We start from the raw sequence: 15,079 nt of genomic DNA on the forward strand, positions 1-15,079 counted from the left end.
CAGCAGGTGGAGGTGGCGGCGGTGCGCCGTACGGTGTTTGACGAGGACCACGAGGCGTTCCGGGAGACCCTGCGCGCCTTCATCGAGGCCGAGGTCGTACCGGTGTACGACGAGTGGTTCGCCGCCGGCCAGGCGCCGCGGGACTTCTACTACAAGCTCGCAGAGCTGGGCCTCTTCGGCATCAACGTCCCCGAGGAGTTCGGCGGCGCCGGCATCGACTCGTACAAGTTCGAGGCCGTGATGTACGAGGAGACCGCCCGCGCGGGCGTCCACTTCGGCGGCTCCGGCGTGCACGTTCTGCTCGGCCTGCCGTACATCAAGATGCTCGCCAACGACGAGCAGAAGAAGCGGTTCCTGCCGAAGTTCGTCTCCGCCGAGGAGATGTGGGCCCTCGCGATGACCGAGCCGGGCACCGGCTCCGACCTCGCGGGCATGAAGACCACCGCCAAGCTGAGCGAGGACGGCACCCACTACGTCCTCAATGGCGCCAAGACCTTCATCACCGGCGGTGTCCACGCCGACCGCGTGATCGTCTGCGCCCGCACCTCCGCGCCCACCGCCGAGGACCGCCGCTTCGGCATCTCCCTCTTCGCCGTCGACACCAAGTCCGAGGGCTACTCCGTCGGCCGGAAGCTCGACAAGCTCGGCCTGCGCACCTCCGACACCGCCGAGCTGGCGTTCGTCGACGTCAAGGTCCCCGTCGAGGACCTCCTCGGCGAGGAGAACAAGGGCTTCTACTACCTCGGCCACAACCTGGCCTCCGAGCGCTGGGGCATCGCCTTCGGCGCCTACGCGCAGGCCAAGGCCGCCGTTCGGTTCGCCAAGCAGTACGTGCAGGAGCGGACCGTCTTCGGCAAGCCGGTCGCGCACTTCCAGAACACCAAGTTCGAGCTGGCCGCCTGCCAGGCCGAGGTGGACGCCGCCGAGGCCGTCGCCGACCGCGCCCTGGAGGCCCTCGACGCGGGCGAGCTGACCCCGGCCGAGGCCGCCAGCGCCAAGCTGTTCTGCACCGAGGTCGCACACCGCGTCATCGACCGCTGCCTCCAGCTGCACGGCGGCTACGGCTTCATGAACGAGTACCCGATAGCCCGCCTGTACGCGGACAACCGCGTCAACCGCATCTACGGCGGCACCAGCGAGATCATGAAGTCGATCATCGCGAAGGACATGGGCCTGTAAGCCGACCGTGATAACGGCCGGATACAAATCTCTCCCATGAGCCAGGCACTTCAGGATCTCCTCGATCTGCTCGACCTCGAGCAGATCGAGGAGAACATCTTCCGCGGCCAGTCCCGCTCCGCCGTCATCCCCCGCGTCTTCGGCGGACAGGTGGCGGCCCAGGCGCTGGTCGCCGCCGGGCGTACGGCCCCCGCGGACCGGCACGCCCACTCCCTGCACGCGTACTTCCTGCGCATCGGCGACCCGGGCGCGCCCATCGTCTACAACGTCGAACGCATCCGCGACGGCCGCTCCTTCACCACCCGCAGGGTGGTAGCGGTCCAGCACGGCAGGCCGATCTTCGCGCTGTCGGCGTCCTTCCAGACGTACGAGGATGGCCTCGACCACCAGGCCCCGATGCCGCCGGCCCCCGATCCGGTGACCGTGCCCACCGGCCAGGAACGCCTGAGCGGCTACGACCACCTCGCTCCGGAGATCGTCGAAAGGTTTCTTCGGGCCCGCGAGGCCATCGACCTGCGCTACGTCGACGATCCGCCGTACGGCAGGTTCGGCGAGCCGCGCGAGCCGCAGTCCCAGGTCTGGTTCCGCACCAACGGCAAGCTCGCTGACGACCCTCTCCTGCACGTCGTCCTCGCCACCTACGTCTCCGACATGACCCTGCTCGACTCGATCCTGCTCGCGCACGGGCGCGGCGGATGGGCGGTCGGGGACGTCGTCGGGGCGTCGCTGGACCACGCGATGTGGTTCCACCGGCCGTTCCGGGCCGACGAATGGCTCCTGTACGACCAGGAGTCCCCGTCGGCGTCCGGAGGGCGGGGGCTCGGGCAGGCACGGATCTACACCCAGGACGGGCGGCTGGCGATTTCGGTGATCCAGGAGGGGGTCGTCCGGATACCGCGGTGACCCGGGCCATCGGCCCGGGCGTGGCATCGGCCCGGGCGTGGCATCGGCCCGGGCGTGGCACCGGCCCGGGCGTGGCATCGGCCCGGGCACGGCACCGGGGCGGGTCAGGTGCTCCGCACCGGCTCCTCGTCCAGCAGGCCCGCCTGGGACAGCAGGTACGCCGTCATCGGGTCGTAGTAGCGCGGGCTGACCACGTGGTCGTCCAGGGGGACCGTCACCTGGACCGTGCCCTCGGCCTCGCCGATGAACAGGGCCGGGTCGTTGCAGTCCGCGTAGCCGACGGCGTCGACACCGAGCTGGCCCGCGCAGCCCGCCCACCCGTGGTCGGCGACCACCAGGTCCGGGAGCGGCTCGCCCATCTCCTTCAGGGCGTTCAGCACCGCCCGCATCGGCTCCGGGGAGTGCGTGTGCCACAGCGTCGCGCCGCGCTCCAGCATCGCCACGTCCGCGAACTGGAAGAGGTACCCCTCGTCCGCCTGCAGGTGGTCCGGGATCACCACGATGTCGCAGCCCGCCGCGCGCAGTGCGTTCGCGGTGGAGTGGTGCACGTCGATCAGGCCGCCGGGGTGACCGGTGGCGAACAGCACCCGCTGCCGGCCCTCCGCCGCCTTGCGCAGCCGGGCCGCCATCCGCTCCAGCGCGGCGACCGTCAGCTCCGGGTCGATGGTGTCCTGCCCGAACCGGTAGTCCGGGTCGTCGTTCACGCCGCACCGCTCGGCCATCACCGCGAGGACGTCCTGTTCGTCGGTCCAGCGGTCGCCGAGCTCCAGGCCGAGCCAGAAGTGGCGGTCGCCGTTCGCGAGCTTGCGGTAGTGGGAGAGGTTGTTCTCGCGGGGCGTCGCCACCTCGCCCGCGATTCGAGTCCGCACGAGGTGGTCGACTAGTTCGGTGCGGCTGGGGATCGTCCCGGTTATCGGCATACCTCTTATTGTGCCGGGGCTCTCCCCTCGCGGGCCCGACGTCCCGACCCGTGGGACACGGGTCACTCGGGTCCCGCGCCCCTGTCCGGCCCCGCGGGGGGCCGGAAGCCCCGGATTCACCTCGCCGAACGCTTCGTCCCCACACGGCGCAGCGCGAACCACAGTTCCATCCGGACGTCCGGGTCGTCCAGGTCGGCCCCCAGCAGCGCCGCGCAGCGGGCCACGCGCTGGCGGACCGTGTTGCGGTGCACGGACAGGGCCACCGCCGTGCGGTCCCAACTGCCGTGCAGGGAGAGCCAGGTGCGGAGGGTCTCGGTGAGGGACGGGGTGGCGGCGATGGGGGCGAGGAGGGCCCGGGCGTGGGCCTCGGCGTCCTCGGTGGGGACCAGGTCCGCGAGGACGGGCCGGGCGTCGTGGCGGACCAGCGGCGCACGGGTCGCCCGGGCCCGGGCGAGCGCGCGGGCGGCCTGCGTGTCGGCCTCCGCCCACTCGCTCGGCTCCACCGGGGCACTCACCCCGCAGATCCAGCCCGGCTGCTCCTGGACCTCGCGGTCGGCGGGGACGAGGACGCGTACCACCCCGGCCGTGTCCACCAGCGCGCTGCCCAGCGCGGCGCCGAGGGCGGAGGCGGCCACCGCGTCGGGTGCGGTACCGGCGGCGGGCCGCGCGTGCACGACGATCCACCGCCCGGCGCCGAGCAGCGGGGCCACCTCCGCGGGAGGGGCCCCGAGCAGCAGGCGGACCAGCGCGGAGGAACGGGCCGCCCCCGCGCCGCTCTGGTGTTCCCCGGTGAGCAGGGACAGAAGTACGGCGGCGACGGAGGAGATGGTGTGGTCGCCGGGCATCGCGGACCCGTGCCTCGGGGTCGCCACGCCCAGCACGAAGCCCTGGCCGGTGCCGAGGGCGTAAGCGGCGAGATGGGCTTCGGCGGTGGCTCCGGTCGCCGACGTGGGCGGGCGCCGCGCCGGACCTGCCTCCGGGCCGGCCGGCCGCGGGCGTACCACCGTCGCCAGCTCCGCCAGTCCCGCCGCCGCCTCCGGACCCAGCTCGCGGCCCGCCGCCGCGACCTGGGTCCCGTCCGGCGCGTAGAGCACGGCCCCGCCGCCCAGCCGCTGGGCCAGCCGGCGCAGCACCGACGGCACCGGGTCGGGGCGGGCCGCCGCAGCCGCCAGGCTCTGCTGGGCCTGAGTCACCCGGCGCAGCTCCGCGTGCCGGGCCTCGGCCATCAGCTGCCACACCGCACGGGCCACGCCGGAGAACGTGGTCCGCGGCGGGACCTCCAGCAACGGCAGCTCGTACGCGTCACAGGCCGCCACCAGCGCCCGCGGAACCGTGTCGTGCACCGGGGCCAGGCCGAAGCCCAGCGCGGCGCCGCCCGCCGCCACGATCCGGGACACGTAGTGGTCGAAGTAAGTGCCGGACCCCGCCGCGTCCGGGATGTGCACGCCCGCCGTCAACAGCAGTTCGCCGCCGAGCAGATACGGATACGGGTCCGACATCTCCGAGGTGTGCGCCCAGTGGATCACCGTGCCGGAGTCCACCGGCCCCGCGATCTGCCGCAGGCCCAGGTCCTCCCGGGCCAGCAGCGCCGTGAACGGGACCGGTGGGGTGGGGGGTACCGGTACCCCCGGGGCTCCTGGTGCGGACGCGTCCGGCATGGTGGACGTTTCCTCCGTCCGGATCGCTGACAGTGGATGAAACGTACACTTCAGAGTCGCTTTCCGGACACCTAGGGTCAGTCTCCGACACCGCCACCGTGGCGCCGCCACCGAGAGTGCGCGAAGGAGGCCCCTATGGCCGTCGACTACACCGTGATCGTCGTCTACTTGGCCGCGATGCTGGCCATGGGCTGGTGGGGCATGCGCCGCGCCCGATCCAAGAGCGAGTTCCTCGTCGCGGGCCGCCGACTCGGGCCCGGTATGTACTCGGGGACCATGGCCGCCATCGTCCTCGGCGGCGCGTCCACCATCGGCGGTGTCGGACTCGGGTACCAGTACGGGCTCTCCGGGGCCTGGATGGTGTTCACCATCGGCCTCGGCCTGCTCGCCCTCTCCGTCTTCTTCTCCGCCCGCATCGCCCGCCTGAAGGTGTACACCGTCTCCGAGATGCTCGACCTGCGCTACGGCGGCCGGGCCGGCGTCATCTCCGGTGTCGTCATGTGGGCGTACACCCTGATGCTCGCGGTCACCTCGACCATCGCCTACGCGACGATCTTCGACGTTCTCCTGGATGTGAACCGCACGGTCGCTATCGTCCTCGGCGGCTCGATCGTGGTCGCGTACTCGACCCTCGGCGGGATGTGGTCCATCACCCTCACGGACATGGTGCAGTTCGTCGTCAAGACGATCGGTGTGCTGCTCCTGCTGCTGCCCATCGCCGTCGTCAAGGCCGGCGGCTTCGGGGAGATGAGGGACGCGCTGCCGACGTCCTACTTCGACCCGCTGGGCATCGGCGGCGAGACCATCTTCACGTACGTCCTGATCTATACCTTCGGCATGCTGATCGGGCAGGACATCTGGCAGCGGGTGTTCACCGCGCGCAGTGACCGGACGGCCCAGTGGGGCGGCACGGTCGCCGGCACCTACTGTCTCGTCTACGCCCTCGCCGGTGCCGTGATCGGGACCGCCGCCAAGGTGCTGTTCCCCAAGCTGGGCAGCGCGGACGACGCCTTCGCGACCATCGTGAAGGAGGAACTGCCCGTCGGCGTCAGGGGTTTGGTGCTCGCCGCCGCCCTGGCCGCCGTGATGTCGACGTCCTCCGGCGCGCTCATCGCCTGTGCCACGGTCGCCAACAACGACATCTGGTCGCGGCTGCGGGGAGCCGTCGGCCGCGGCGAGGACGCGCACGACGAGGTCCGGGGCAACCGCGCCTTCATCCTGATCATGGGTGTCGCGGTGATCTGCACGGCGATCGCCCTCAACAACGTGGTCGAGGCGCTGACCGTGGCGTACAACCTCCTCGTCGGCGGACTCCTCGTCCCCATCCTCGGCGGGCTGGTGTGGAAGCGCGGCACGGTGCACGGTGCCCTCGCCTCCGTCGTGGTCGGCGGTCTCGCCGTGATCGTGCTGATGGCCACGTACGGGATCCTCGCCAACGAGCCCGTCTACTACGGGCTGCTGTCCTCGCTGGCCGCCTACGTGATCGTCTCCCTGGCCACCCCGGCGACCGACGCGGCCGTCCTGGCCGCCTGGCGCGAACGGCTGGCCGGGCGGGCACCCGAACCCGTGTCGGAAGCCGTCCCGGCTCCCCAGTAAAGTCGTCCTCAGTAGTACAACTAGTGCATAAGTAATGTAAGTAGTGCATACGCGATGAAGCGTGTGCAGGAAGAAGGCAGTTCCCATGAGCAGCAACGAGACCCCCCGGGGCCCGGTCGACTCGTCCCGCGTCCCGCGGTACGCCGGCCCCGCGACCTTCGCCCGGCTGCCCCGCCTCGAGGAGGTCGGCACCGCCGACGTCGCTGTGGTGGGCGTGCCGTTCGACTCGGGAGTCTCCTACCGGCCGGGCGCCCGCTTCGGCGGCAACGCGATCCGCGAGGCGTCCCGGCTGCTGCGCCCCTACAACCCGGCGCAGGACGCGTCCCCGTTCGCCCTCGCCCAGGTCGCGGACGCCGGTGACATCGCGGCGAACCCGTTCAACATCAACGAGGCCGTGGAGACCGTCGAGGCCGCCGCCGACGAACTCCTCGGCAGCGGCGCCCGGTTGATGACCCTCGGCGGTGACCACACGATCGCGCTGCCGCTGCTGAGGTCGGTGGCGAAGAAGCACGGGCCGGTGGCGCTGCTCCACTTCGACGCCCATCTCGACACCTGGGACACCTACTTCGGCGCCGAGTACACCCACGGCACCCCGTTCCGGCGGGCAGTCGAAGAGGGCATCCTCGACACGTCCGCCCTCTCCCACGTCGGCACGCGCGGCCCGCTCTACGGCAAGCAGGACCTCACCGACGACGAGAAGATGGGCTTCGGCATCGTCACCTCCGCCGACATCTACCGGCGTGGCGCCGACGAAATCGCCGACCAGCTCCGGCAGCGCATCGGCGACCGTCCGCTGTACATCTCCATCGACATCGACTGCCTGGACCCGGCGCACGCTCCGGGCACCGGCACCCCCGAGGCAGGCGGCATGACCTCCCGCGAACTCCTGGAGATCCTGCGCGGGCTGGCCTCATGCAACCTGGTCTCCGCGGATGTCGTCGAGGTGGCGCCCGCGTACGATCACGCCGAGATCACCGCCGTGGCCGCGTCCCACACGGCGTACGAGCTGACGACCATCATGTCCCGCCAGATCGCCGGGGGCCGGGCCGGCGAGGAAGCCGAGAGCAAGTGACCCACGACCACGACCTCGTACTCCGGCCGACCCCGGCGCAGACGGAGGCCGCGCTCAACCCTCCCGACGGCCGCACCGGCGGGGACCTGGTCGTGGAGACCCTCGCCGGCCTCGGCGCGACCACCGTCTTCGGGCTGCCCGGCCAGCACGCGCTGGGCATGTTCGACGCGCTGCGGCGCTCGCGTCTGACGTACGTGGGGCTGCGGGTGGAGAACAACGCGGGGTTCGCGGCCGACGCCTACGGCCGGGTCACCGGTGAGGCGGCACCGCTGCTGGTCTCCACCGGCCCGGGGGCGCTGACCTCTCTCGCCGCGCTGCAGGAGGCGGCCGCGGCCTCCGCGCCCGTCCTCGCGATCAGCAGCCAGATCCCGACCGCCGGACTCGGCGGCGGGCGCCACGGCTATCTGCACGAACTCCCGGACCAGGCCGCCTCGTTCCGGGGAGTGGTGAAGTCCGTGCACACGGTCCGCACCCAGTCCCAGATCCCCTCGGCCGTGGCGGCCGCCTGGGAGTCGGCGCTGACCGCCCCGCACGGCCCGGTGTGGGTGGAGATCCCGCAGGACGTACTGCTGGCGAAGACGGACCTGCCCGTGGTGACGGGGGTGGACGCGGCCCCGCACGACCTCGTGCCCCGGCCCGAACTGACTGCCGTCGCAGCAGACTTGCTCTCCCGCGCCGACCGCCCGGCGATCATCGCGGGTGGGGGAGTGATCCGGGCGGATGCCTCCGGGAAGCTGCGGACGCTCGCGGAGAAGCTCTCCGCGCCCGTCGTCACCACCTTCGGCGGCAAGGGGGCCTTCCCCTGGGAGCACCCGCTGTCGCTGCAGTCCTGGCTGGAGGACCGGCACACCACGGACTTCCTCGAGGACGCGGACGTACTGCTGGTGGTGGGTTCCGGCCTCGGCGAACTCTCCTCGAACTATTACACGTTCAAGCCCCGCGGCCGGGTCGTCCAGATCGAGGCGGACCTCGGCAAGCTGGAGTCCAACCACCCGGCGCTCGGCGTCCACGCGGACGCGCGGCTCGCCCTCCAGGCGTTGATCGAGACGACGGCAGTGCGCGAGGACGCCACGGCACCGGAGCGCGTTCGGGCCGTCCTCGCGAAGGTCCGGGACCGGATCGCCGCCCAGGAACTCACCCTGGAGCAGGAGCTGTTGGGGTCGATTCGGCGGGCCCTCCCGGCGGCGTCCCCGTCCTTCTGGGACATGACGATCCTGTCCTACTGGGCCTGGTCCGCCTTCGACGCCCGCCGCCCGGGCATCATGCACTCGGCACAGGGCGCGGGCGGCCTCGGCTACGCCTTCCCGGCGGCACTCGGCGCCGCGGTGGCCGACCCCACCCAACCGGTCCTCGCGGTCTCCGGCGACGGTGGCGCGCTGTACTCGATCGCCGAACTGGCCACGGCGAAGCAGTACGACCTGAACGTCACCTGGCTCATCGTCGACGACGGCGGCTACGGCATCCTGCGCGAGTACATGACGGACGCGTTCGGTGAGACGACCGGCACCGAGTTGCACCGCCCGGACTTCGTGGCGCTGGCGGAGTCGTTCGGGGTGCCGGGCGTGCGGACGAGTCCCGCGACGCTGGCCGAGGACCTCGCGAAGTCCCTTGCCGCGCCCGGGCCTTCTGTCGTCGTCCTGCCCGCGGTGCTGCGGATGTTCGCGCCCACGCATCTGGAGGGCTGAGGCAGGGTCCACCGGCGCGTTCAGTCGTCGCCGGAACGCGTTCAGTCGTCGCCGGACCAGGACCCGGACCCATGGCCGTCGTCCTCGGACGGCGACGCCCCCATGCTCGGTCCGTCCGCCGACCCTTCCCCCGCGTCGGACCGCCGTACCCGGTCGGCGAGGACCACCACACTGATCAGGCCCGCAATCGACCCCAGCATGAGCGCCGTGCCCGACCAGAACACCGCCTCGACGGGTGTGCCCAACCCGGCCGGGCTGCCGTCCGGTTCGAGCGATGTCAGCATCAGGAACCCGCCGACGGGGAGCACCCCCAGCAGCCAGGTGCACAGCAGGACGTTCAGCGTCAGGCCCTGCTGCAGTCCGGCGAGGTCACGTGAGCCGGCCCGGCGCCCGGGCCATACGACCCCCGCCACGGCCAGCGCCTGGCATCCCACGCAGGCGGCCTGAACGACGGCGTACGTCGAGAGCGTCACCCCCCGGGGCCAGAAGTACACGAGCCCGGCCACGGCGCACAGCCACTGCGCCACGGCACCCACCAGCACCAGCACCTCGCGGGCGGGGACGCCATCGTGGCGGAGGTCGTCGAACACATCGAGGCAGAACTCGTAGAACGTCCGCAACCTGTCCCTGAGCCTGCCGTCCATACGTCCCCCGTCCCGGGGTCGTCGTTCCCTGTTTCGTCGTTCCCGACACGCGGCCGTGAACGGGCCGCGGCCGTGCGGGGCCCCTGACCACAGGTGGGCAGGGGCCGCGGACGAACGGTCTACCAGATCGCCTCGACCCACTCCGGGTGGTCGATGAACGGGTTGCGGTTGCCCTGGTAGTTGTCGTAGATGATCTCGTTGCGGCGTTCCTCGAAGGCGTCCGGCGGGTCCTCGTCGTTCCACTGCTTCAGGACGGACAGGCGGCCGTGGTAGGGGACGCTGCCGTTGGTGACCGCGTCGTTGGGCTCCAGGTCCGGCCAGGAGTCGTCGCCCTCGTAGCGGACGGCCATGTAGAGGATCATGCGGGCCACATCGCCCTTGACGGCGTCGCGGGGCTCGAAGGAGTTGGAGTCGGTGAGGCTGCCGCCGCTGTTGGTGAACGAGCTGCCGCCGTTGTCGAAGTCCTTGTTGCCGCGGACGCTGTTGACCTGGACGTCCTCGGGGCGCAGATGGTGCAGGTCGGTGCCCGGGCCGGCCGAGGTGCCGAAGTCGCCGTGGGACTGCGCCCACACGTGCTCACGGTTCCAGTTGCCCGTATTGCCGCCGTTCAGCGACTTGCTCCGCGAGATCCCGGAGTAGAGCAACTTCACGTTGTTGCTGTTGTTCGGGTCCTGGTCGGTGACCTTGAGCGCGTTCCAGACCGCCGAGTACGAGATCTTCGTCTGGTCGCTGATGATCGTGTGCAGGGAGTCCTTCAGCGCCGTGCCGGTCTTGCCGATCGCGCCCGCGTAGTACGTGTCGTCGTACGCCGTCGTCGTGGCTCCGGCGGGTGTCGCGGCCACGGTCGGCAGGGTGAGGCCGACCAGTACGGCGGAGGTCATCAGCGCCGGCGTCTTCCATCTGCCGGGCCGCCGGCTGCCGGAACGCCGTCTGCCTGTCTGCGCAACGGACATGGGGGTGCCCTTTCCCGAAGAGGTCTACGCGAGTTGACTGTTCGGTCAACCGGGAGCGTGGCATGGCGGACGGGTCTGTCATGTAACGGACAGGAAGCGGTTGTGTGACGTTCCGGCAAAGCGAGCAACCCCCGGCCTCGGTGGGGCCGGGGGCTGCCCGATGCGAGGGATATCCCTCAACTGGCGGAGGGATCGCCCTAGTTGACGTCCGACGCGTCCAGGGGGTAAATCGCCTGGCTGTTCTGCGCGCCCGAGGTGCCGGAGGTCCGCGAGCCCGAACCCGAACCCGAACCTGAGTCGGAGTCGGAGTCGGAGTCGGAGTCGGACGACGAGCCGGCGTCGTACTCGCTCGTGTCGACCGCCGTCCCGTGCTTCTGCACCCAAGCGGTGACCTCCGCACTGACGCCGGAGTCGCCGCCCCGGCCGCCGCCCATGCCGCCACCGAGCGCGCAGGCATGAGTAACGGGCCGTACATCCTTCCCCCAACCGTCGGGCTGGGAGGGGTGTACGGCCCGTTCGTCCGCTCGGTGAACGGTCAGCACATGCTCAGCGCGGACTGGTTCACGATCGGCACATTCTCAGCGCGCGCTGGTGCAGGATCAACGCAGGCTGAACCCGAACAGCGCGTCCGTTGCCGGCGCGGAGAGGGTCGAGCCGCTGAAGGCGAACGCGGACGTCGCGGTCAGGCCCGTGGAGGAACCGCGCAGCAGCCACACGGCCCCGTCGTTGCTGTTCTCGGCGGTGGAGGCGGCGGCGAGGTCCCGGCGGCCGTTGCCGTTGACGTCCAGGAGCGCGGTGGTGACGCCGAACTTGTCTCCCGTCTCGGCAACTCCGGGCACCCCGGCGGTGTTCTGGGTGATGACCGTCGTGCCGGCGCCGGTGACACCGGAGGCGCTGCCGCGGACGAGGGCGACCGAGCCGGCGTTGGTGAGGCCGCTGAAGTCCTCGCCGGGGATGCCGAGCGCGATGTCGGCGAAGCCGTCTCCCGTGACATCGGCGACCGAGACGGCCCCGCCGGTCAGGTCACCGGACTCCTGGGCGCCGGGGAAGCCGGGCAGGTCCTGGTCGAAGGTCTTCACGTTGCTCGGGGACGGGCCGGAGGCGGAGCCGTACGCGATGCGAACCTTCTGGGAAATGCTGTCCGCGCCGACGACGATGTCGTCGAACTTGTCGCCGTTCACGTCGCCCACTCCGGTGCCGGCCGGAGTGCTGCCCCCGTCGCCGATCGACAAGGTCTCGGTGAAGCCCGCACCGCCGCCCAGCAGCAGCCTGTTGCCCCACTGGCCGTCACCGGCGTAGGCCCACTGGACGATGTCGTCCTTGCCGTCGCCGTTGACGTCACCGACCTGGCCCGAGACGACGGGGCCGGTGATGGATGCGGGGCCGTCCTCGCAGCCGCCGTTGGAGACGCAGGTGGCGTCGTCCGCCTCGTAGCCCCACCACTGGGACTTGTCGACCACGTTGAGCACGGCGGCCGGCTTGCCGACCCGGGAGACGGGGCCCTTCCACAGCGTGGCCGGCGCGCCCACGGGGTCGTCGCCGCTCAGGGGCTGCGCCGAGAACAGCGCGAGGTCGGCCTTGCCGTCCCCGTCGAAGTCGCCGATCTGCGGGGCGGCCCCGTACCCGGCGATGTTGGTGCCGCCGGTGAGTCCGGAGGCGGAGCCCCACAGGATGACGGAGCCGGCCTTGCCGCCGGCGATCACGAGGTCGCCGAACCCGTCGTTGTCCAGGTCTCCCTTGGCGAAGGTGGAGCCGAAGCGCTCGCCGGCGGTGGCGGCCCCCGGTACTCCGCTGGTCGAGCGGCTCACCAGCTTCTTCCTGGAGGCGGAGAGCCCGCTGGAGGAACCGTAGGTGACGGCTACGTAGCCCGCCTTGGCCTGGCCCGAGATCGTGGCGTTCGGCGCACCGACGACGAGGTCGGCCTTCCCATCACCGTTGAAGTCGTCCTGGACCTGAACGGACGGTGCGGCGGCCTGGGCCGCGCCCCCTGTGAGAGCCCAAGCACCGAGACCTCCGGCGACCAGCGCCGCGGCGGCCAGCGGGGCGGTCAGCCGCTTGGTGCGGGTTCTGCGTCTTACTCCGGACATGCGACTGCCTCTCGAATAGGACAGGTGAACGCGTGATCGTCGTTCATGCAGTGCGACTCGAACCTCAGGCCATAGGTTGTACGGTCAATTGTCATGCGTGCGTAACAGCCTGTTCGGCGCAGGTTTCCACGTCGCTCACCGACAGGCGCGTGAAGTACCGGTTCGCCGATCGCGTCCGCGCAGTAGCTCCTCGTACGGCCGTACGTCTATCCGCACAACCCGTACAACCTTTCGCCACCCTTCGCGTGTCAAGGGCTGAGAGTGTGCCGGGGGCGCACTCGCACGTGCTTCGAGAGGGGAAGCCTTCATGACTCACCGTTTATCCCGGCGCGCCCGCGTGCTCGGGGCGGGCCTGGCGGCCGGGGTGCTGGCGCCGCTCGTCGTGGCCTCGACGCCCGCCGGTGCCGCCACGCCGCAGGTGACCTGCACGTCCGCCAAGGCGGGACTCGCCGCCAAGCTACAGAGGGACATCAGGGCGGCGCTCGCCACGCGCCGGGGAACGGTGGCCCTCGGCGTCCACGACCGCAAGACGAAGACGAGTTGCTCGCTCCGTGCCACCACTGCCTACGACTCCGCCAGCGTCGTGAAGGTGACCGTGCTGGCCACGCTGCTGTGGGACGCGAGGAAGCACAACCGGTATCTGACGCAGCGTGAGCAGAACCTCGCCACCGCGATGATCACCAAGTCGGACAACGACGCCACCACCGCGCTGTGGAGACAGCTCGGGGTGACCAAGGTGAGGCAGTTCCTGGCCGCCGCCGGGATGACCCAGACCCGGCCGGGCGCGAACGGCTACTGGGGCCTGACGCAGATCACGGTCCGCGACGAGCAGAAGCTGCTGGGGCTGATCACCGCCCGGAACTCCGTGCTGAGCGACAACTCCCGCGCGTACATCATGAAGTTGATGAACAGGGTCGTCGCCTCGCAGCGCTGGGGCACGCCCGCCGGAGCGCCCTCCTCGGTGAAGGTGTACGTCAAGAACGGCTGGCTCCCCCGCGCCACCCACGGCTGGCGGGTGCACAGCGTGGGCGCGTTCCAGGGCGGCGGCCACGACTACTACATCACCGTCCTCACACAGGGCAACAGCACGATGAACTACGGCGTCACCACCATCCAGAACGTGGCGCGGGCCATCCACAAGGACCTGGTCCCGACGACCGTGAGCCCCCAGCGCCACGGCACGACGAGCACCCCGATGCAGGCGTTCCCGACGTTCCCGGCGGTCCCTGAGGACACGGCGAAGTGACCCATGCCCGGGCCGGCCTTCACCAGGAGGCCGCTCCCGGGACACCCGGGCGTCCTAGCGTCCTGCCATGCGCCTGAGATCTCTGCTCGCCACCGTCACCGCCGGGCTGGCGGCGGCCACCTGTCTGGTCGCCGCGGGGCCCGTCAACGCCGACTCCCCGGGCACTCGTGCCTGTTCGCCCACCGTCTCGATCGACTCCTTCTCCGACGCGCTGGACAAGACGACGTTCGACGGCACCTTCACAGGCAACTTCTCCGCTCTCGCCGTGGACCGGGACGGCAGGCTCGCCGCGCTCTCCGACCGGTCCGCGCTCTTCATCCTGGACCGCGGCACGTTCGCGCCCGGGAGCGTCGTGGCCCTCGCGGACGAGAACGGTGCCGCGCTCGACTCCGAGGGCCTGGTCGTCGACCGCGACGGCACCCGGCTCGTGGCCTCCGAGACGGAACCGTCCATCCGCCGCCACTCCCGCGACGGCAGGATCCTGGACCGGCTCCCCGTGCCCGAGGCACTCCGGGTCGCCCCGGCCGGCCGCGCCACCGGCAACCAGACCTTCGAGGGACTGACCCTCCTCCCCGGCGGTCGCACGCTCCTCGCGGGCATGGAAGGCACCCTCAGCGGCGACACGGACGGCATCGTCCGCCTCCAGACCTGGAACCGCGCCGCGGACCGCCGCCACGGGGAGTTTCGCCTCGGCGCCCAGTACGGCTACCGCAAGGACCCCGGCCTGGGCGTCTCGGAGACCACCGCGACCCCGGACGGCCGTCTCCTCGTCCTGGAGCGCGGCTTCACCGCCGGCGTCGGCAACACCGTCCGCCTCCACCTCGCCGATCTCCGGCACGCCACGGACACCTCCCGGACCGACACCCTGACCGGACAGGACGGCGTACGCCTCGCCCGCAAGACGCTCCTCGCCGACCTGGTGAACTGCCCGTCCCTGGGCGCCACGGCCAAGCAGCCCCAGCCCAACCCGCTCCTCGACAACATCGAGGGCATGACGATCACCGGCCGCGACCCCCACGGCCGCCTCCGCGTCCTCCTGGTCAGCGACGACAACCAGGGCGCGACCCAGACCACCCGGTTCTACCGGCTGACGGTCCGCGTCTGAACGTGTGGCCCGACCGTTCGGCCGGGCCACA

The 15,079-nt window shown here is 71.1% G+C and carries 13 protein-coding genes; 7 read left to right on the top strand and 6 right to left on the bottom strand.

The features are described from left to right. Positions 1 to 21: 21 nt before the first annotated feature. Entirely contained in the window at positions 22 to 1,179 is a 1,158-nt protein-coding gene (locus EF387_RS24475) for an acyl-CoA dehydrogenase family protein (RefSeq protein WP_128378837.1), read from the top strand. Positions 1,180 to 1,215: 36 nt separating this feature from the next. Then, positions 1,216 to 2,082 (top strand): acyl-CoA thioesterase, encoded by an 867-nt coding sequence (locus tag EF387_RS24480; protein ID WP_128378755.1) that lies wholly within the window; start codon positions 1,216 to 1,218, stop codon positions 2,080 to 2,082. Between the two features lie 104 nt (positions 2,083 to 2,186). On the opposite strand, the gene EF387_RS24485 is transcribed toward EF387_RS24480, so the two are convergent. Further along, positions 2,187 to 3,002: a phosphatase gene (locus tag EF387_RS24485; protein WP_128378756.1), complete on the bottom strand. Its 816-nt coding sequence runs from the start codon at positions 3,000 to 3,002 to the stop codon at positions 2,187 to 2,189. Positions 3,003 to 3,118: 116 nt separating this feature from the next. Continuing rightward, the gene (locus EF387_RS24490) at positions 3,119 to 4,660 is read right to left on the bottom strand and encodes a helix-turn-helix domain-containing protein (RefSeq protein ID WP_128378757.1); all 1,542 of its coding nucleotides are present in this window, start codon (positions 4,658 to 4,660) and stop codon (positions 3,119 to 3,121) included. A gap of 135 nt (positions 4,661 to 4,795) precedes the next feature. On the opposite strand from EF387_RS24490, the gene EF387_RS24495 reads away from it, so the two are divergent. From EF387_RS24495 to EF387_RS24505, 3 genes are all read left to right on the top strand, one after another. Further along, positions 4,796 to 6,256, top strand: coding sequence for a sodium:solute symporter family protein (locus EF387_RS24495; protein WP_128378758.1), 1,461 nt, complete (start codon positions 4,796 to 4,798; stop codon positions 6,254 to 6,256). Between the two features lie 85 nt (positions 6,257 to 6,341). Then, positions 6,342 to 7,328: an agmatinase gene (gene speB / locus EF387_RS24500; protein WP_128378759.1), complete on the top strand. Its 987-nt coding sequence runs from the start codon at positions 6,342 to 6,344 to the stop codon at positions 7,326 to 7,328. After that, positions 7,325 to 9,013: a thiamine pyrophosphate-binding protein gene (locus EF387_RS24505; protein WP_128378760.1), complete on the top strand. Its 1,689-nt coding sequence runs from the start codon at positions 7,325 to 7,327 to the stop codon at positions 9,011 to 9,013. Before speB ends, EF387_RS24505 begins: the two co-directional genes overlap by 4 nt. A 41-nt stretch (positions 9,014 to 9,054) precedes the next feature. Here EF387_RS24505 and EF387_RS24510 read toward each other — a convergent pair whose 3' ends face one another. From EF387_RS24510 to EF387_RS24525, 4 genes are all read right to left on the bottom strand, one after another. Then, positions 9,055 to 9,657: a hypothetical protein gene (locus tag EF387_RS24510; RefSeq protein ID WP_128378761.1), complete on the bottom strand. Its 603-nt coding sequence runs from the start codon at positions 9,655 to 9,657 to the stop codon at positions 9,055 to 9,057. A gap of 119 nt (positions 9,658 to 9,776) precedes the next feature. Further along, positions 9,777 to 10,538, bottom strand: coding sequence for an endonuclease I family protein (locus tag EF387_RS24515; protein WP_238431661.1), 762 nt, complete (start codon positions 10,536 to 10,538; stop codon positions 9,777 to 9,779). Between the two features lie 269 nt (positions 10,539 to 10,807). Next, positions 10,808 to 11,152: a hypothetical protein gene (locus EF387_RS24520; protein ID WP_128378763.1), complete on the bottom strand. Its 345-nt coding sequence runs from the start codon at positions 11,150 to 11,152 to the stop codon at positions 10,808 to 10,810. Positions 11,153 to 11,209: 57 nt separating this feature from the next. Next, entirely contained in the window at positions 11,210 to 12,697 is a 1,488-nt protein-coding gene (locus tag EF387_RS24525; protein ID WP_128378764.1) for an FG-GAP repeat domain-containing protein, read from the bottom strand. Positions 12,698 to 13,004: 307 nt separating this feature from the next. On the opposite strand from EF387_RS24525, the gene EF387_RS24530 reads away from it, so the two are divergent. Together EF387_RS24530 and EF387_RS24535 are read left to right on the top strand one after the other, a co-directional pair. After that, positions 13,005 to 13,943, top strand: coding sequence for a serine hydrolase (locus EF387_RS24530; protein WP_128378765.1), 939 nt, complete (start codon positions 13,005 to 13,007; stop codon positions 13,941 to 13,943). Between the two features lie 67 nt (positions 13,944 to 14,010). Beyond that, on the top strand, positions 14,011 to 15,048 hold the full coding sequence (locus tag EF387_RS24535) for an esterase-like activity of phytase family protein (RefSeq protein WP_128378766.1): 1,038 nt from the start codon (positions 14,011 to 14,013) through the stop codon (positions 15,046 to 15,048). Positions 15,049 to 15,079 lie beyond the last annotated feature (31 nt).

Origin of the sequence: Streptomyces cavernae (genome assembly GCF_004023625.1) — a bacterium.
In the GTDB taxonomy this organism is placed as follows: Bacteria; Actinomycetota; Actinomycetes; order Streptomycetales; family Streptomycetaceae; genus Streptomyces; species Streptomyces cavernae.